The following is a 20,089-nucleotide window of genomic DNA, read 5'->3' as shown; positions in this document are numbered from 1 at the left end:
ATAGGCTATTGCTGTAAATTTACAATTGACAGGTAATGAGTTAAAGATTCACAATCCATATTTTCTTCAAAATCAAATTAAAAACGCTAAACTAAGCCTGGTCTGGAACAACAGTGTTATTTAAAGTAACATAATTTTCAAATAAACATTGGAGGAATCTCGAATTTATTGCTAAATTCAAGCTGTTTTTTTTAGATCTAAAACCTCATATTCTATTATACCATGTCAGATCAATCAGATTTAGAAATTCTACTGGATGAAATCAATGCCATAGCAAATGAAAACATAAAGCATTGCGACATGCCATTCGAAATTTACATCTATGAAGCCGAACGGCTGCACACACGTGCAACAGAAGATCTGTCGAAACTTTCTGCCGTAAATATGCCGGTCGGTTTAATTGATAAACTGCATACCCGCACCAAGGCTTTGAGCCGTGCACAGCTAAACTGGGTGGAACTGACAGGTGAAAAGAAACAGGCAATGACCAACTTTAAAGCCGAAACTCCCGCCCTGCTAAAACTGCGCAAACACCTGATTGACAACATGCAGTTTGCTTTTAGAAATGATAAAGATCTGCTGAAAAAAATCAGAGATATTAAAAAAGGCAATTCGCTGGCCAGTATTATTTTCGATTTGGCTCTATTGGCCCGACTGGGAAAAAGCAATGTTGAAGCACTGCAAGCCATCAACTTCGATTTAAGCCTGTGCGACAAGGCCTCCGAAGAATATGAACGAATAAGTAGTTTACTGGCTGTAAAAGACAGCAAAATGTACATTCCCGACGAGATGCTGCTAATCCGAAACAAGGCCTTCACTCTACTTAAACAAGTGGTTGATGAAATCCGACGCTATGGTAAATTTGTTTTTCGGGATAAGCCCGGGATCGTAAAGGCTTACCAAAGTGAACACCACTGCAAACGCAATGCTGAGTATTATAACAACAAGAAAAACAACAGCTCTCAGAGTTAAATGAATACTTACAATACAAAAAAAGTCTGATATTACTCCATTTTCATACATCCAGCCTAATAATTATTTGCTAACGCTTACTAATTATATTTCTCTGCTGAAATATTATATATTCATTTTATTAAATCACATCATCAGATGAATAAATGATTACTTCAGATTATGAAATGAATAGATCAGCTGTCATCTGATTGTATTGAATTTTCATCTGAAATGATAAGGATTTCAGCAAATAGTTTGGTTTATTCATCTGACAAGGCCATTTATTACGCAAACTATATTGTTCCATCTTCTGATATAGTAATAAAATCAGCAATCGTTCTGCAATCCGTAACTTAAAAGGGAAAACAACCCGGGACAACTACAGATTTGTAATCGAAATAAAATTTTAGAGGTAAAAATTCTAATCCGGAGGGACAAACAAATAAAAAAAGGACAGCAAATCTGCTATCCTTATCTATTCTTTTCAGAGTTTTTTTAGATAAAAAACACGGGTTCTTTGCGTTCCGAACAGTTTTCGAAGAGATTATTTGTTATCTGATTGATAAGCGGTGTATCAAAAATCCGGGCATCCTCCGGGCAGGCTTTAACACATGCACAACACCAAATACAAGCCTCTGCATTTGTAATTACTGTTTTGTTTACCTCAATAACATCAACCGGACAAACATCGGCACAAACACCACACAAGGTACATTTCGCAGCAATGGTTCTTGGTGACATTACCGGTGCATTTGGCAATTCTTTGTACGGATAATTACCAGAAATATTTAGCTCCAGACCATCGTTCTTTTCCAATTTATCTAAAATCTCTCCTGCAAATTGTTTTGCTTTTAGAAGATCTGCCTCATCGGGACGATTTTCTGCTATGGGTTTACTTTCTGTTGAATAAGAATGCTCTCCGATAAAAGCAGTGGCGGCTACAGGTAAAAAACCTAATTCTGTACTTACATCTTTTAACTCAAGCAGAGCATCATCGAAATCTCTGTTTCCATAAACCGCGACTAAAACCACAGGTGTGTTTTTAGCTTTAAATTTTTTCAATCGTGAAATTACATCAACTGGCAAACGTCCTTTGTAAACAGGCACACCAATAATGGTCAATTCATTACCAAAATTCTTAAACTCAAAATCGGTTTGTGTAATGTCAAACTCGCTTATTTGTTTAGCTTCCAATCCCTGCCCAATGGCTTTAACTACTTTTCTACTTGTTCCTGTTGGAGAAAAGTAGATTAAATTAACTGATGGTAAATTCATAGAATATTCTTTGTTCGTGCTACTGCCCGAAAGTAGGAAGTCTTACTATCATTTAAATTTATCGGAGCAAAAAAAAATCTCCCTATCCAAAATAGAATGGGAGATTTTCAACTTAAGTAAATGTGTATTATTGATTTAAGGGTTTAAATAAATCCACCACCACCTTGTGTTTCCTGACTATCTCTTTGCTTTCTTCTTTTGGCTTTGTTTTTACCGCTGCCAAACCGGTACGAAAAGCCAAGATATGCTGTTCTACTCTCCCAATGAAATTCACCTTCCTGGTTGTAAGGTACTTTTGAATCAAACTTAAACTTCATTCCTTCAAAAATATCGTTTACTCTAAAGGTTAGTGTTCCTTTTCCTTTCAGCACCGTATAACTTGCTCCTGTATTGATCATCCACATTGGATCCACTTTAAATTGTAAATCTTCACCACCTCCGCGGTACATTGCGAACAACTGAAATTTCAATTTTTTAGTAGCCGTAAAGCTATTGGACACCCGGGCATTAAAGGAACTGTTGGTAATCTCAAGATTCTCACCATTCGAAACACCGGTTTCTTTCTGAACATACAAATCGGAACTTGCATTCATCGACCACCATTTAAAGAATTGATAATTTGCTGACAATTCTATTCCATAACGATTGTTGCTGTCCGTATTGTAATAAGACATTTCCACCTTTTCAATATCCAAAGGATCTTTGTTTAATACTCTCGAGATATTACCATTTACTCTGCGGTAGAAAGCTCCAATTGTGGCAGAGCCATTCTTTAATCCTTTAGTATAATTGAATTCGAACGAATTGGTGAACTGAGGATCTAATTCTGGATTTCCAAATGAACTAATTAAAGGTGTACTCCACTCTCTAATCGGATTCACTTGCCCGATAGATGGCCTGTCAACCCTGCGGCTATAACTTAACTGCAATTGGTTTTTTTCACTCGGATTGAAAGTGAAAAATACAGAAGGATACACAGTAAAACGACTATCAGTATACTTAGCCCTTTCATCTCCTTTAGCAAACTCTCCATCTACTTCGTACTGCTCAAGTCTCGCACCCATTTGCATCGTGAACTTATCTATTTTGTGATTTAAATTCAGATATCCCGAATAGATACTTCTGTCATATGTAAATGCAGAATTGCCTATTTCATTATTAGTAAAATCATGTTGATTTGTTACTCTTGAATTCTCAGTATCATTTAATCTCAACTCCACACCTAATTCCAGCTTTGTATTTTCCGTCAATGGATTTGTGTAATCCAGGTTTAGAAGCGTATTGGTGTAATCATTTTCAATCCCATCCATGTAATTCGAGGTCAAATCAATCGGATTAAGCAATTCTTTATAAGTAGCATCTTCGGGCGAGTCGCTCTCACTATAAGTTGCTTCGAATTCCAGATTGTGTCCTTCTTTTTCAAAGTCTATTTTGTAGTTAAGATTATAAGTACCTGTAGAATTATCTGTTTCAGATTTCATCAAACTATGATAATCCAAATCTGTTCCTCTAAAAATCTTTGTCGTTCCATCAAATACACCATCGCTAAAATTTTGTGTGGTATAAAATGAAAGTGTATTCTTTTTATTCAAATAGATATCGGCTCCTACTTTTAATAATTGAGAGTTATTTTCGCTGTTAAATTCAAATTTTTGAAGAATGTCATCAGCTAAAATAATTTCACCATCTCCATTTTCTGAATGTCTTAAAACTTCACCATAATTATTTCTTTTCCCTCCATTTGCACCAAAGTTTAAAAAGAAATTAACGGCTCCTGTTTTGTAATTTAAATCCAGAGAACCATTAGCACGTGTGTTTACTCCTCGTGTTACCCCCAAATTTACATTGCCGTTAAAGCCAATATTTGCGTTCTTATTCAATACAATATTTATAATCCCACTCATCCCTTCAGGGTTGTATTTTGCTGAAGGATTGGTAATCAACTCAATACTTTTAATTGAGGTAGAAGGTATCTGCTGCAGCAATTGAGCTGCACTAATATTAGTAGGCTTTCCATCCACCAATATTCTCACATTCTCGTTTCCTCTTAAGCTCACTGTTCCCGTTTGACTATCAACACTAACCGATTGCACATTGTTTAAAACCTCCGAAGCTGTGGCTCCTGCAGCAGTTAAATCTTTGCCAACGTTTATAACTTTTCTATCCACTTTCTGAGTTACGCTGGACAACTCTGCTCTTACCGTTACTTCTCCAAGAAGTTCAGTATCCTCTTCAAGCTCAACAGTTCCCAATTTATGCGCTGATATTTTAGATGAGAAATCCAACTTTCTAACATATGACTTGTAACCCATGTATTGAATCTCAATTGTGTTTTTCCCTTCGGTAATTTTCTTAATAACGAACGTTCCTTTGTCATCTGTTATACCTCCGGTAATTATTTTATTATTGGCATCTCTTATCACCACATTTACATATGGTAACGGCAACTTGGTCTTAACATCTATAATAATACCAGTTAACGATCCATTCTTAATTTCCACTCCCATATCAGCTTGTGCATAACTGGAAATACTGCATATCATTAATATGATTATCAATATTCTTTCTCTCATAATTAGTTTATTTACTTGGTTTGTTCTGTGGTTAATTAGACTACAATAAAAATTGAATGGTTACAAATAGATTTTTACAATTGTTCTGAACTACTACATTGGGCTTAAGTTAAAGCCCCCGGCAAAATGGCATAAAACTCTATTTTAACACATATCGGATTTGCCTTATCACATATGATGCCGAAAAACGTATCAATCACACAATCAACACAAGAAGACTAGTTTAATTTTAAAACAAAATGTACGATAACGAACATACATTGTACGATTGTGACTTCTATTTTAAAAATAACAGGGAAGTACAAAGTCAAGGCACTGTAAATAGATTTTCTCAAAAGGCTATCTGGTACAAATGCTGTATGTTTTGTTTGCAAAAACGAATGAAGAGCAATTGGAACTATTCAACACCTTACAAGCCTACCTGATGCAATTTGAGAAAAGCGAAGATGTGTAATTACCTGACAATTTATATTTGTAATTGAGACCTGAGCCACTAAAAATATTGATTGGTTTTTTTATACCCTCTTAAACCGATAAATGATCAAGATTAGACAGGAATAAACGCCCTCAATTATAGCTCCTTTGTTAGTATTTGTTAAGAATACGCTATTAAATCTCTTCTTATAATAAAATAACATATTAACATTATTGGCTAGATTTAAAATTAACTTAAATCAACAATTAAGTTTCATTAATACTAAATAGACTAAATATAAATAATAACAATAACTGACTCACATCCAACATCATAACTAACATAAGTACACTTATCTTATTTTTTTATGGTTACCTTTTAATGAAAAATGGTACTAAGGTATGTAACGAAGTTTAATCATATTAATAACAATTATTGAACTTCCAAAATAGTATTTCATTAATATCACTTAAAATTTTAAAAAATGAAAAATTACATTTATTATTGCTTTTTTAGTATTTTATTTTTTGCTTCTTGCAGTGATGAAATCCTTATTGAAGATGAAGTTATTTCTAATACTGAAACCTCTTCAAACCATACTAAGGCATCTCCCACCATTTCAGAATATTTTGATTGGGAAAATGATACTTATATCTGGTATGGTGGTACGCAATTGATGTTACCTTGGGCTTCAACAAATGCAGAAATCCCATTAGATATTAAACCCGATTTTAAAAAATCGGATGGCTGGAAACTATTATATAATAGTTTCATGTTAAATGAATCAGATCCTTTTTTTGCGTTGTATAATGTTTATACTGGTTTAATCCGAGTATATATCTATCCTACAAATCAACAATACCCTAATAACACATATACCTTTGGTATAGGATTAGCTACAAACAGTTGCTCTACTTCTGCTCTAAATTTTTCCTGGGCTAAAGCTCTTCCCATTGAAACTAAAAAAACCAATCCATATCTATACAAGCCAGGTTGGTGTTCTACTATGACTTCTACACCATATGGTATACAAAATAATTATTGGTACTATAACGAATTTGAAATAGCTTATGATCCAAATTTAAGCTCTCTAAACAGAGATAATATTGAATTGCAATTAAGAATGCTAATAACAGAAAAGAGTTTCACTGAATCGACTGGAACTATAGCCGGGACAATTGAAGGTACTTTTACCATGCCTCAAAGTGGAGCTTCAGGAGGTATTCTATCAAGTATGGCTTCAAGTATTAACTTTAATAGTCTAGATGACTTTAAAATTAATCTTCCATCAAAAGAAGTTGCTTCCAAATATCTTACTGACCAAGTTGCAAAACAGGCAAATTCAACATTAAAAGGATTACTTAATACGGGACTTTCTAAAATAGGAAGTGCAATCAAAACTTCAAATCCAATTTTAGGTTTAGTTACCTCAGGAATATTTTCACCTAAAAGTTATACTCCCGGTTCAATAAATTTAGATTTTGAAGCTAAAACGAAAACAACTGGTACAATTACCTCTAGTTATGCTGGCCCAAGTAAAGCTTCCTTGATTTACCCTGGGGTTGCAATAGGTTCATCAACAATAGGTGGATTAATGCCACATTATAACAAGTTAATTGGAGTTTGGAATATCGATAAAACACCGATTATTAGATATGGATATACATATTATGACGCAATGGAGCCTATGAGACATACCGAAGCATCTTTGGATTTACAGTCATTTAATGTTTTGATAAACCCTGAAGTAACGAATACTGAAAATGCTACCGTTCGAGTTGTAAGTAAGGATCTGATTTTGTATGATACTGGAGGATTGTATGAATTTGGAGGCACTTTAATTAATAGTTCTGAATTGAATACATATAAAAGTCAATGGATAGGTGTTAAGTGCGGAGGTAGCCCACGTCGAACCGCTGGACATATCAATCTACCTCTAAAAGGAAAATGGGCAGTTCGTGTTACTATTGCAATCAAACCTGAAGGAAATAGTGATGAAATCATCTTAATTAAAGAGTTTGCACCAAACCTTGTATTTGATGCAAGCATTTAAAGTCTTTTTTTAACGAAAAATATAATTATGTGCTCTGAGTTGATAAATTCAGAGCGCGTAACTATCTATTCTTTGTATAGCCAAGCCATTAATCGACTTCTGACTTCTTTTTTTTAGCCTTCAAAACAGAATTATTTACAATAATTAAAATAACTGTCTTATTTATCCATCTAGCCGTTATTAGCCGTCTTATAAAGAACTTACGATCGGGTATGATCATCTGTTAATTCCCTGTTTTAAGGATACAAGAGCCTTTACCTTCTAAAGATTTTATTTATAATTGAGCCAACTGATATTTTAGACTTCGGGCAATTAAGACCTGAGCCACTAAAAATATTGATTGGCTTTTTTATCCGCCTAGTCGTCTCCTATATCCGTCTTAATAAGTAGATTAAAGTCTGGTATGGTTTATAGTACCCTCGTTTTAAGATCACACAAACCTTGTTTACCAATGAAAACTACTCATTTATCTGTCCAACCGTTTATTAGCCGTGTTATAAGGATCTTACGGTCTGGTGTCATTATCAATAAGGCTTATTTTCTCTGGTGGAATGATTTTTTTTTGCGAATTGTTACACCTATTTTCTTGAACTAAAAACAGGCTCCAAAAAAAAGCTAAGCCTGGAACAATAACTTTTTTGTTAATAACAACGTATATTAATGATCAATAAAAACAGCTTTAAATTATAAAGTATATCAGGAGTCTGTTTAATTATAATTATTTAAGAGATTCTTCCTGATATGGACCTTTATATATTAAATAATGCTTATTGAATTGAAGGTAATTCTAAATTAATACACCGAATAGAATGAAGAATGTTAATGATTGGAAAGCAAACTTGTTATTTATATTAACATTAATTTTCACACTATTTGCTTCAATTTTTGTAAAGTTTCTAAATGATAAAAAGGATGAAGCTGAATTTAGGTTCGAATGTAGGGAAATCAGCAGTAAAATAGATTTACGATTGCATGCTCATGCACAACTGCTTCGCAGCGGGGCTGCATTTTTTAGCGTATCAGATACCGTAAAGCGTGAGACATGGGGTAATTTCATAAAACAGTCAAAAGTAGACCTGAATTTGCCAGGAATATTAGGCACAGGATTTTCCTTGCTTGTACCTAAGGATCAGTTGGAAAATCATATTTTACAAATCAGAAATGAGGGATTTCCTGACTATAAGGTCTGGCCGGAAAGCTCGGGTGATACATCTACTGCAATTATTTTTCTTGAACCTTTTTCAGAACGTAACTTACGTGCCTTTGGTTATGATATGACAACCGAGCCCGTGAGAAGGGAAGCAATGGAACGTGCCCGTGATTTAGATATAGCTGCCCTTTCGGGAAAAGTCCTTTTGGTTCAGGAAACAAAAAAAGACGTACAAGCAGGTAATTTAATGTATGTGCCTGTATACCAAAAAGGAGTTAAACTAAATACTGTTGAAGCACGCAGAGCTGCAATTAAAGGTTGGGTATATAGCCCGTATCGGATGAATGACCTAATGTCAGGTATTCTGAATAAATGGAAGCATATCGATAACAAAAAAACATTTTACCTGCATATTTTTGATGGTGTTAATTGTACTTCTCAATCCTTGTTGTTTGAGTCTCACAGTACAGAAGAGCAAAAGAAATCAGAGAGGATACGTTTCAACTTAAAAGTTCCGATAAATTTTAATGGTCACCAATGGACATTGGAATATACACAACAAAAAGAAAATTTTATTGTTGATTATATAGCCTCATGGATGGTATTTTTTGGAGGTTTAATTATTAGTATTTTACTATTGCTGCTCTCCAAATCAATGCTTAGCACAAAGCTTAAGGCACAACAAATCGCAGAAAGATTAACCTCTGAACTAAAAGAAAGTGAGCGTTTACTGAAAGAATCACAAGAAATTGCACATCTGGGAACCTATTCGCTGGATATAAAAACGGGTACGTGGAAGAGTTCCGAAATACTCAATACTATATTTGGGATCGATGAAAATTACACACTCACAACTGAGGGATGGAGTGCTATTCTTCATCCTGATTACAGAGAATTGGTGCTGAATTATTTTCAAAATGAGACAATAGCTCAGAGGTTACCTTTTAATAAGGAATATAAAATAATCAGAAACTGCAATAAGGAAGAACGTTGGGTGCATGGTTTGGGTAAATTGGAATTTAACAGCAATAACAAGCCTATCCGGTTAATAGGCACAATAAATGATATCACAGAACGTAAACTTGCTGAGGAGCAATTAAATTTAAGTCGTGAACAATACCGAAGTATATTCGAAAATTCACCACTTGGGATTTACCAGTCAACTCCTGAGGGGGATATCATAAATGCCAATAAAGCCCTCTTGCAGATGTTGGAATTTGAATCATTGGCTGAATTACAAAATAGAAATCTGGCAACAGAAGGGTACAGTAAAGAATCTACGATTAGCCGTAAGCAGTTTGTCGAAATGATTGAAAAAGACGGTTATGTAAAAGGTTTGGAGGAAAGTTGGACAACTAAAGATGGGCGAGTTATTCCAATTCGGGAAAATGCACGAATCGTAAAAGGTATAAATGGGAAAGTATTTTTTGAAGGTACTGTTGAAGATATTTCGGAACGAAAGAAGACTGAAAAACAACTGCTTTTAAGCCAGGAACAATATACTATAGCAGTTGAAGGCTCCAATGATGGCATATGGGATTGGGATATTATTTCCAATGAGGTGTATTTCTCACCCCGGTGGAAAAGTATGCTTGGTTATAATGATAAGGAATTGGAAAACAGCTTCAGCACTTGGGAAGCTTTACTTCATCCTGAAGATCATAAACCAGCTTTAGCTGTCGTTCAAGCATACTTTGATAATGAGATTCCTGAATACGAAATAGAGTTTAGGATGAAACATAAGGATGACAGCTACAGGTGGATTCTTGCCCGGGGGAAAGCCTTGCGTAACGAAACCGGCAAACCTTATCGTATGGCTGGTTCGCATACCGACATCACATCTCGCAAGATAGCTGAAGAAGAAATCAATAGATTAAATGTGCACAATCAATTAATTCTGAATTCTATTGGAGAAGGAATTTATGGATTGGATTTGGAAGGTAGAATGACCTTTGTAAACCCGGCCGCTGCTGCCATGATAGGAAAACCTATTGAAGAACTTATTGGTAAAGAAGGCCATGCTGACCACCATCATACCCGTCAGGACGGCTCTCAATACCCTCGTGAAGACTGTCTGATCTATAATGTTTTTCGTACAGGAGTAGCCAGCCATGTGGATAATGAAGTGTTTTGGCGGGCGGATGATACTAGTTTCCCTGTTGAATACACATGTACACCAATAAAGAACGACACAGGAAATTTGATAGGGGCAGTTGTTGTATTTAAAGATATTACTGAACGTAAACTGGTCGAGAAGGAATTGAAAGAAAGTGAAAAACAACTTCGTTCAATAATCGAGTCGTCACCTATTCCAATGGTTATAACTAAAGTTTCTGAAGAGATTATAATAATGGCAAATGAAAGCCTTGGTAAACTCTTTAAAATTTCTTTATCGGATGCGATTGGACAGAAATCACCCGATTTTTATTCGAATTCCCAGGATCAAAAAAAATTATTCAAGATACTAATGAAGGATGGAGTTGTGGATAATTATGAACTTGTTTTAAAGAAAGCAGATCAGGAATTATTCTGGGGTTCAGTATCACTTAAATTAATGACCCTCGAGAATGAACAGGTATTGATAACAGGATTTCATGATATCACAGAAATGAAAAATGCTGAGGAAGAAATCATCAAACATCGTGAGCATCTTGAAGAAATGGTCTTTGAAAGAACCCGTGAACTAACTATTTCACAGCAGAAACTGCAACAAAGTCTTAAAGATATCACAGATTACAAATTTGCCCTTGATGAATCAAGCCTTGTTTCTATTACTGACAATAAGGGCGTTATAAATTATGTAAATGATATTTTCTGTAAAAAATCAAAATACAGTCGGGAAGAACTCATTGGGAATACCCATCGAATTATAAATTCGGGTTGTCATTCAAGTGACTTTTTTATTGACTTGTGGCATACAATTTCAAAGGGTAAAGTCTGGCGAGGGGAAGTTAGAAATAAAGCAAAAAACGGAAGTTTTTATTGGGTAGATTCAACAATAGTACCATTTCTTGACAAGCAGGGGAAGCCATATCAGTATGTATCTGTTCGATTTGATATTACCGATAAAAAACTTTCAGAAGAAGATCTAATCAAAGCAAGAGATGCTGCTAACTCTGCCAACCAGGCTAAGAGTGAATTTCTGGCAAATATGAGTCACGAGATTCGTACACCTATGAATTCCGTGATTGGATTTTCGGAACTTTTATCTAAAACCGTGAAAGAGGAAAAACAACGTTCACAGGTAGAGTCGATCCGCAGCAGTGGGAAAAATCTATTGAAAATTATCAATGACATTCTTGATCTTTCGAAAATTGAAGCGGGTAAAATTGACATCATACCTGTACCAGTCAATCTTTATAGTCTAACCAAGGAAATTAAAAATTTATTTGCCCTCACGGTGAATGAAAAAAAGATTGATTTCTTTATCGAATATGAAAGTACAATTCCCAAATTACTTCTTCTTGATGAAGTGCGATTGCGCCAAATTTTGTTCAATCTTATAGGGAATGCTATTAAATTTACTGATAATGGACATGTTATCTTAACAGTTGATGCGCATCGAAATATAAAATTGAAAGATAGTTATGACCTGATTTTACATGTTGAAGATACTGGAATAGGCATCCCGATTGATCAACAGAAATTGATTTTTGAGCCTTTCACCCAACAAAAAGGACAAAGTGCAAAATATGGTGGAACTGGTTTAGGCTTACCCATCACTAAAAAATTGATTGAAAAAATGGGTGGTACTATTCATCTTGAAAGTGAAGCAGGCAAAGGGAGTAATATAAGGGTTATTATTCCAAACATACCTGTTTCTGAGACTGAGATCGAACCCGAGGAGAGCTTGATTGATTTAACAATAATAAAATTCAATAAAGCAAAAATTCTGCTTGTTGATGACAATGAATTAAATCGTGAACTGATTAAGGATATGTTAGAACATTCACAGCTTGATGTCTTTGAAGCCGAAAATGGCGAAGAAGCTGTGCAGTCAGCAACAAAAAATCTGCCCGATTTAATTCTGATGGATTTACGTATGCCGGTAATGAATGGTTATAAGGCCACAGAAATACTGAAGCAAACAAAAAGTACCAAATCCATTCCGGTTATTGCAATCTCAGCTTCTGCAAAAAGTATAATAACTGGAAATAGAAATGTAAAGATATTTAATGAGTTTTTAATGAAACCGTTGGATGCTTCTGACTTGTTTGATAAAATGAAGAAGTATCTCACATATCAGGTTAAAGACGAAGTAGCTGCAGCTGATTCCAAACAAATTGACTTTGCACTGACTCAGGAACAATTAAATCAGCTACCTGAACTCATAGCAGTTCTTGAAAATAAGTTTGTTCCTATTTGTCAGAATGCTATCCAATCGCAAATGATTGACCAAATTGAAGAATTCGGTAAAGAATTAATTAAACTAGCTGAAGAAAATAAGATTGAATATCTTAAAGATTATGCAAGCGAAGTTTGCAGTTTGGCAGATAATTTCGAGATCGACAGATTGTTGAAGACTCTGGTAAAATTCCCGAAAGTAATAGAACAACTTAAAATGAACAAAATATAACCTAAAAGCATATGGAAACAATTAGCAATAATAAAATTAAGATACTCGCAGTTGACGATAATCCTAAAAATATTCAGGTAATTGGCAGCATCCTGCGCGATGAGGGATATTCTGTTGGATTTGCTTATGACGGTCAGCAAGCCTTAAATCTTTTAAATAAGATACAAGATTTTAATCTGGTCCTTTTAGATGTAAATATGCCCGTAATGAATGGTTTCGAGACCTGTAAAGCCATGCGTGAAAACGAAAACATGAAGGAAATTCCAGTCGTATTCCTGACTGCACTTAACGAATCTGAAAATGTGGTTAATGGCTTTGAAGCTGGAGGACAGGATTATATCATCAAACCTTTTAATTCAAAAGAAGTATTGGTGAGAGTGAAAACTCATATCGATCTGAAAAGGAGTAAAGACCAACTTAAAAAAGTAAACCAATGGCTTGAAGAAAAAGTAACAGAGCGCACCAAAGAGCTCCAGAAAGCAAATAGTGAACTTGAAGAGGTCAATCAGGAATTAGAGGTGTTGGATAAAGCAAAATCAGATTTTCTGTCCATAATTAGCCATCAAATTAACACACCTTTAAATGGCATAATTGGTTTCATTGGCATATTGAAAAATGAATTGGTCGATTCTAATGTTACAGAAATGTTACATTATCTTGAGATTTCTGCCAATCGGCTTCATCGCTTTGCTAAAGTAAGTTTGAAAATTACCGAGTTACGCACTAAAAAACAGACCCTTCAAAAAAGTGAAATTAGATTAAGCGATTTAATTGAATCAACCAAGCTTAATCTTTCGGAACAAATTAAAGCAAAAAAGGCGAATGTAGTTTTTGATGGCAAGATTGATAATACGCACATAAATGGTGCTCAAGAACTAGTTGAATTTTGCTTTGAAAGCATTCTTGACAATGCAATCAAATATTCACCCAATGGTGGGCTTGTTCGTGTGAACATAGATTCTGATATAAAAAAAACAACCTGTTCTTTTATTGATCAAGGTGAAGGCTTTAACCCACAGACACTAAAAAATAGATTTAAATTATTTGCTACTAACTCCCAGTATCATGATGATCAAAATGGTCTTGATTTGGCTACAGTGAAACTTATTATGGATGCCCATAACGGAGAAATTATAGCAACAAATAATGAAGAGATCGGAGCTGCAGTGTTATTAATTTTTCCAAACGAATAATTTATGTAAAGAGTTTCATAAGCAGTTATAAATAAGTTGTTCGCTTAATAGTGATAGAGTGCAGTTTGATTAATTCTATAATCGGTGAGTATTTATAAGAGAGACAAATAAAGATATATCACCCAAATAGAGTCTTGCGGAATACTAACAATCAGAAGTTAAAATATTTTAAATTAGGTTCTAACTATGGTATTTGTACACAAATCCAGACTAAAACTCTACCAATATACTCTTTGTCTTTAGTCCTGCCCTATCATTTTTACCGTTCTTCATTTTTTTATCAACAAGCTTGGCGAATATTTGGATATTGCATCCCGTATTATACGGGTACTGCAAATGTGATAAAAGAAACGTTTTTTTGCGTATCAGAAATTTGATACAACACCTAAAGATAGTAGATGTGGCGGGGGTTTGCAACAAAAAAGACGACACTCTCGTATCGTCTTTGTGATCCAGCCAGGGCTCGAACCTGGGACCTATAGCTTAGAAGGCTATTGCTCTAATCCAACTGAGCTACTGGACCGTCCTTGTTTTCTTTTTTTTCCTTTTTGCCTTAAAAAAATGAGTGATCCAGCCAGGGCTCGAACCTGGGACCTATAGCTTAGAAGGCTATTGCTCTAATCCAACTGAGCTACTGGACCATTCCTTTAAAAGGCGATGCAAATATAGGTATTTATTACATTCCTAAACAAGTATTTTTGCGTTTTTTTTCAGTAAAAATCAACCGTAAACCAGTAAGAGCTTATATCACAGTTCTTATCCAGTTTACAAGGCCTTTGCATTTTATTATCTGTTGTAATTTATTGGGTAAAACAGGTATTTCGAATCGTTTTTCGCCAACATGAACGACTCCCTCCTGAAAATCAAGCACAAGCACGTCATTTCTATGGTATGATTCAACAATTTCGCGGTTCACAATGAGTAATAACCCCTGATTAATTGCCGACCTGTAAAAGATCCGGTTTACCGATTTTACGATCACCGCACGTACTCCTGCATGAGCCAATCCAACTGCAGGATGTTCTCTTGAACTGCCGCAACCAAAATTTTCTCCGGCAATCAAAATATCACCTTCCTCTACTCCATCAGCAAAAGAATCATCGAATCCTTTGAACAAATGTGGCCGAATTCCATCCGGATCGGAACTCAAAATCTCGTAGGTTAAGTTTCCTGCAAACATTTGGTCGGTATTCAAATGATCAACATCGGAGTAATCCCAGACACCATTTGATTTTCGATTGTCCGATTCTTGAATTAGGATTGTTCGACTCTGCTGTTTTTGAAATGGAAATTCGATTTGCCGGGAAATATTTATTCTTGGATCTGTTATTTCACCAGTGAGAGCTGAACAGGCTACTGTAGCGGGAGAAGCAAGATATATTTGAGCATTTTTATTGCCCATTCTACCTAAAAAATTTCTGTTCGCAGTTGAAATCACGGTAAATCCATCGGCAGGAATTCCTTGTCCGGTTCCCAAACAAGGTCCGCAGGAAGAACCCAAAATAGCAGCTCCGGCTTTCATCAATTTGGTGATAATTCCCTCTTTAATCGCATCCAAATATATTTCTTTGGAAGCGGGAGCCACCAACAACTGAAAACCAGGAACAATTTGCTTGCCATCCAATATTCTGGCTGCAATCCGCAAATCTTCCAATCTCCCATTCGTACAGGTTCCTATTAATCCCTGATTTACCTTCACACCTTTTACTTCGGCTATGGTTTTTACATTATCCACATGATGCGGCGCAGCAACCAGTGGAACTAAGTCGCTTAAATTAATTTCGTATTCTTTAAAATATTGGGCACCTTCATCGGCCCAAATGCCTTTTACCTTTTGTTCATAAAAATCTTCCAACACTTTATCGGGAGGAAAAACAGCATTCTTAGCTCCCATTTCGGAAGCCAGATTTGCCAATGTCATGCGATCAGAAATAGAAAGACTTTTCACTCCCTCCCCATGATATTCAATAGACATATAGTTGGCTCCCGCCGAACCTATCATTCCGATAATCCACAAAGAAAGATCTTTGGCAAAAACACCTTCCGGCAACTTTCCATTTAGAATGATTTTAATGGATTCGGGCACACGAAACCATGTTTCTCCCCTTTTCCACAATCCGGCAGCTTCAGTGCGGTCTATACCTGCAGCCAAGGCATTAAATGCACCGGCAGTGCATGTATGACTATCACTGCCTACGATTATCATTCCAGGTTTGGCATGGTACGACATGATTTGATGACATATGCCTGAGCCTGCATCATAAAACTTTTTGATTCCTTGTTTCTGAACCAATTCCCGAACCCTTTGATAATCGGTAGCCAACTTGGCATTGGTTGGCGGTGCATTGTGATCGAGAACAACCAGAAGCTGATCAGGACTTTTCACTTGACCGCCCCCCATTTTTTCAAATGTAATTTTGATACTGGCCGTATTGTCATGAGTCAGAACAATATCGGGAGTTTTGAAAACAATGCTTCCACATTTTGCCCGAAATACTTTTTCAACGAAAGTTAGGTTTTGCATAGTGCTAACGTATTTTTTAACCAATAACTAATCTTAACCACAAAGGGCACTAAAAATACTTCGTGGTTAACTATCTAAAACAGTCCTCCATTTTGGTAAATTTCCAGTTGAACTTCAGAGAAACGTTCTCCCTGCACCGAGATATTTTTAGTTGTATTGGTGATTTTGCCCGTCTCTAAATCCAAACGAATTGTATCACCATCAGCTAGGCTTAGTTTTGAAATATCTCCGCAAGTCATAATTGGAAAAGCTGCATTAATGGCATTCCTCTCGTAAATTGCTCCGTAAGATTCTGCAAGAATGCCTTGTATTCCCAATGCTTTGAAACAATCAACTGCCTGTTGCCGGGAACTGCCACTTCCAAAGTTTTTGTGTGCAATCACAATATCGCCCGACTTGGCTTTTTGCGCAAAATCTTCGTATCCTTCCAGATTATCGAAAGTATACTGTCCCATTTCATCCATATCAGTAATAGAAAGATATCGATTGTGATAAATCATATCTGTATCGATATTATCCATGGGAATGTACCAAGCACGCCCTTCAATTCTCTTAGGTCTAATCAACACCTCAGAACTTGAATGAAGCATTGTACCCACTTCTATTTCTTTTCGGGGACCAAATGTTACGGGATGCTCTGGTATTTCATCGTGCGGAACAATGCAACCGGCAATTGCAGAAGCAACTACTGTAGCTGGTGATGCCAAATACACCTTTCCTTTTCCCTGCTTGCCCGGAAAATTTCTGTTCCCGGTGCTAATGGTTACCTCTCCTTCACCATTCTGTCCTACCTGACCGGCAGCACAACCTGCGCAACCAGCATTGGAAACCATGGCTCCGGCTTCTTTAAAAATATTAATCAAGCCTTCTTTTAAACATTCATTCCAAATTTCATCGGTAGCGGGAACGATCTTAAAAACGACACCAGGAGCCACTTTTTTCCCTTTTAGGATATCCGCCACAATCCGAAAATCTTCCATTCGTCCATTGGTACAGCTTCCAATAAAGGCCGAGTCTATTTTCACTCCTCTGACTTTGCTAACCGGAACAGTGTTGTGAGGTTCTCCCGGCAAGGAAACCCGGGGAACAAACTTCTCCAAATCTATTTCAAACACCTGATCGTATTCGGCATCAAGGTCAGCTTTCACTACATCAAACTTCCGTCCATTGCGAAACTGACTGTATTCCATAATGGTATCGTTGGGTGTAAACAAAATGATGATACATCCCATTTCTGTAGCCATGGATGAAATTGTGATTCTTTCATCAAGAGTGAAGTGATCTACTTCCCCGCCATAAATCTCCACAGCATATCCAAGAAGAGAATTCGCTCCAAACTGATTCAAAAATCCCAAAACAATATCCTTGGCATAAATTCCCTCCGGCCGCTTTCCATTTAAATTTATTTTAACTGATTTAGGAACTTTGAACCAAACTTTTCCCTTATGAATTGCAGCGGCTATGTCTTTATCGCCCATTCCTTGCCCGAATGCACCAACAGCGCCCAAAATATTGGCATGAGAATCTGTAGTTACAGCAGTAATTCCCGAATAAGCGAGACCTTGTTCAATTAAGGTATGCGTTCCAATACCTGTATTGATATCAAATACTTTCACGCCATTATCGCGCGCAAACAACCGACATATTTGCTGATTTACTGCATATTTCTGATCTGACCCTGTAGGATTACAATCAAAAGTAAAATAAGTCTTTTTCGGATCGGCAATTTTCAAGTTATGCTTCTGAATATTTTTAACCACATTTGCTCCTCCAAAATCCCGGGCTGCACGAATGTCAATCTCAACATCAATAATATCGCCGGGCTTCACAAAGTTCTCTTTGGAGTGATTTGCCAAGATCTTCTCGATTAATGTCATTCCCATAGTTTCAAGTGTTTTAGATTTGATATCATCTCTCCTTATTATACTACAGCTCACACAACCAACTACTCACCTTCTAATTTACACAAAATATTTTCGTCATCATCACCATTTAATTCAGTTTTACAAACAGCCTGATTGAATGCAAAAAAATACAAGTTCCGCTGGCTTCACTAATAGATATACTGCTCTATACGAGCATTAAAGCCATTCCATTTACCTCTATAAGCAATATAATGAAGATCAAATAATCAAGAACAAAGGCTTTTCTATTTCGAATGTGCGAGTATCTTTGCAACTCAAATAAAAGCAATGAGAAGATCTATTTCCGGAAATATCCCAAAACTGTATTTGATTAAAATTGCCAAGTGGTTCATGCTCACCATGCCCATTATTGTTCTCTTTTATCAGGAGAATGGTTTGAGTATGCAGGATGTGCTAACTCTCAAGGGAATTTATTCAGTAGCGGTTGTGGCTCTGGAAATTCCATCGGGATATATTGCTGATGTTTGGGGCAGAAAAAAGTCTTTGATTTTAGGTTCTATCCTTGGTTGTTTGGGCTTTGTAGTCTACTCTTTTAGCTCAGGATTTAATGGATTTTTAATTGCAGAATTAATATTGGGTGTTGGCAGCAGCTTTATATCCGGTTCCGATTCTGCCATGCTTTACGATAGTCTGCTTAAAATGAATAAGGAAAAAGAATATCTAAAACAGGAAAGCAGAGTGATGTCCGTTGGGAATTTTGCAGAAGCTCTTGCTGGTATTGCCGGTGGCAGTTTGGCTTTAATCAGCCTGAGAACGCCCTTCATTTTTCAATCATTCATCGCATTCATTGCTATTCCTGCGTCAATCTTATTAGTAGATCCAAATCAGAATTCAATAAAACTAAAAGTTGGATTCAATCATATTCTTGGCATTGTAAAATTCTCGCTTTGGGACAATGCCAAATTACGCTGGAATATTGTTTTTTCATCTGTTATTGGATGTGCAACACTCACACTTGCCTGGTTTATTCAACCCTATCTTCGGGATTTAAACATGGAAGTAAGCACCATTGGAGTAATCTGGACTCTTCTGAACTTAACCGTCGGAATTACAGCCCTTTCAGCACATAAAGCTGAGGAATATCTTGGGAAAACAGGGACTTCTATTTTTATTGTTATTGGAATCTCGGGAGGCTTTATGCTGACAGGATGGTTCAATTCATTGATTGGGGTTGGTGTCCTATTCTTTTTCTATTTTGTGCGTGGAATTGCCACTCCTGTTTTAAAAAATTACATCAATCAAATTACTGAATCGGAAATGAGAGCAACGGTGCTCTCTGTCAGGAATTTTATCATTCGAATTTGTTTTGCCATTATTGGTCCGTTTTTAGGCTGGTACACTGACCACTTCAGTATTTCATCAGCCTTGATACTCGCTGGAGCAATCTTCCTTGTTCTTGGAGGAATAAGTGTGATTTTTATGACAAAAACGGAAAAATAAAATTCGTTCAA

General features: G+C 36.1%; 9 protein-coding genes and 2 tRNA genes. 5 read left to right on the top strand and 6 right to left on the bottom strand.

Translation table 11 applies throughout. From position 1 onward, the window contains the following. Nucleotides 1-222 precede the first annotated feature (222 nt). Entirely contained in the window at nt 223-972 is a 750-nt protein-coding gene (locus GQR60_RS04480) for a hypothetical protein (protein WP_124991777.1), read from the top strand. 477 nt (nt 973-1,449) lie between these two features. On the opposite strand, the gene GQR60_RS04475 is transcribed toward GQR60_RS04480, so the two are convergent. After that, nucleotides 1,450-2,229, bottom strand: a complete 780-nt coding sequence (locus GQR60_RS04475; RefSeq protein WP_124991776.1) for an EFR1 family ferrodoxin — start codon at nt 2,227-2,229, stop codon at nt 1,450-1,452. Between the two features lie 143 nt (nt 2,230-2,372). Further along, on the bottom strand, nt 2,373-4,802 hold the full coding sequence (locus GQR60_RS04470; protein WP_124991775.1) for an outer membrane beta-barrel family protein: 2,430 nt from the start codon (nt 4,800-4,802) through the stop codon (nt 2,373-2,375). A gap of 899 nt (nt 4,803-5,701) precedes the next feature. On the opposite strand from GQR60_RS04470, the gene GQR60_RS04465 reads away from it, so the two are divergent. The 3 genes from GQR60_RS04465 (at nt 5,702) to GQR60_RS04455 (ending at nt 14,189) form a co-directional block, all read left to right on the top strand. Then, nucleotides 5,702-7,270, top strand: a complete 1,569-nt coding sequence (locus tag GQR60_RS04465) for a hypothetical protein (protein ID WP_124991774.1) — start codon at nt 5,702-5,704, stop codon at nt 7,268-7,270. 809 nt (nt 7,271-8,079) lie between these two features. Beyond that, nucleotides 8,080-12,996 (top strand): PAS domain S-box protein, encoded by a 4,917-nt coding sequence (locus tag GQR60_RS04460; RefSeq protein ID WP_124991773.1) that lies wholly within the window; start codon nt 8,080-8,082, stop codon nt 12,994-12,996. Nucleotides 12,997-13,007: 11 nt separating this feature from the next. Then, the gene (locus GQR60_RS04455) at nt 13,008-14,189 is read left to right on the top strand and encodes a hybrid sensor histidine kinase/response regulator (RefSeq protein ID WP_124991772.1); all 1,182 of its coding nucleotides are present in this window, start codon (nt 13,008-13,010) and stop codon (nt 14,187-14,189) included. Between the two features lie 448 nt (nt 14,190-14,637). Here GQR60_RS04455 and GQR60_RS04450 read toward each other — a convergent pair. From GQR60_RS04450 to GQR60_RS04435, 4 genes are all read right to left on the bottom strand, one after another. Further along, nucleotides 14,638-14,712, bottom strand: a tRNA-Arg gene (locus GQR60_RS04450). Between the two features lie 43 nt (nt 14,713-14,755). Continuing rightward, a tRNA-Arg gene (locus tag GQR60_RS04445) sits at nt 14,756-14,830 on the bottom strand. Nucleotides 14,831-14,931: 101 nt separating this feature from the next. Then, nucleotides 14,932-16,713, bottom strand: coding sequence for an aconitase/3-isopropylmalate dehydratase large subunit family protein (locus GQR60_RS04440; protein ID WP_160463411.1), 1,782 nt, complete (start codon nt 16,711-16,713; stop codon nt 14,932-14,934). A gap of 74 nt (nt 16,714-16,787) precedes the next feature. Continuing rightward, nucleotides 16,788-18,596: an aconitase/3-isopropylmalate dehydratase large subunit family protein gene (locus GQR60_RS04435; RefSeq protein ID WP_225441340.1), complete on the bottom strand. Its 1,809-nt coding sequence runs from the start codon at nt 18,594-18,596 to the stop codon at nt 16,788-16,790. Between the two features lie 309 nt (nt 18,597-18,905). On the opposite strand from GQR60_RS04435, the gene GQR60_RS04430 reads away from it, so the two are divergent. Next, nucleotides 18,906-20,078: an MFS transporter gene (locus GQR60_RS04430; protein ID WP_191991589.1), complete on the top strand. Its 1,173-nt coding sequence runs from the start codon at nt 18,906-18,908 to the stop codon at nt 20,076-20,078. Nucleotides 20,079-20,089 lie beyond the last annotated feature (11 nt).

It is taken from the genome of Labilibaculum euxinicum (assembly GCF_009795715.1).
GTDB lineage: Bacteria > Bacteroidota > Bacteroidia > Bacteroidales > Marinifilaceae > Labilibaculum > Labilibaculum euxinus.
The sequence above is the reverse complement of the archived record's forward strand: the minus strand, read 5'-3'. Positions and strand labels throughout refer to the sequence as shown.

What these genes read in the sequence shown, in the direction of transcription:
- GQR60_RS04480 (WP_124991777.1), top strand. Translation starts at nt 223, where the DNA reads ATGTCAGATCAATCAGATTTAGAAATTCTACTGGATGAAATCAATGCC.
- GQR60_RS04475 (WP_124991776.1), bottom strand. Translation starts at nt 2,229, where the DNA reads ATGAATTTACCATCAGTTAATTTAATCTACTTTTCTCCAACAGGAACA.
- GQR60_RS04470 (WP_124991775.1), bottom strand. Translation starts at nt 4,802, where the DNA reads ATGAGAGAAAGAATATTGATAATCATATTAATGATATGCAGTATTTCC.
- GQR60_RS04465 (WP_124991774.1), top strand. Translation starts at nt 5,702, where the DNA reads ATGAAAAATTACATTTATTATTGCTTTTTTAGTATTTTATTTTTTGCT.
- GQR60_RS04460 (WP_124991773.1), top strand. Translation starts at nt 8,080, where the DNA reads ATGAAGAATGTTAATGATTGGAAAGCAAACTTGTTATTTATATTAACA.
- GQR60_RS04455 (WP_124991772.1), top strand. Translation starts at nt 13,008, where the DNA reads ATGGAAACAATTAGCAATAATAAAATTAAGATACTCGCAGTTGACGAT.
- GQR60_RS04440 (WP_160463411.1), bottom strand. Translation starts at nt 16,713, where the DNA reads ATGCAAAACCTAACTTTCGTTGAAAAAGTATTTCGGGCAAAATGTGGA.
- GQR60_RS04435 (WP_225441340.1), bottom strand. Translation starts at nt 18,596, where the DNA reads ATGGGAATGACATTAATCGAGAAGATCTTGGCAAATCACTCCAAAGAG.
- GQR60_RS04430 (WP_191991589.1), top strand. Translation starts at nt 18,906, where the DNA reads ATGAGAAGATCTATTTCCGGAAATATCCCAAAACTGTATTTGATTAAA.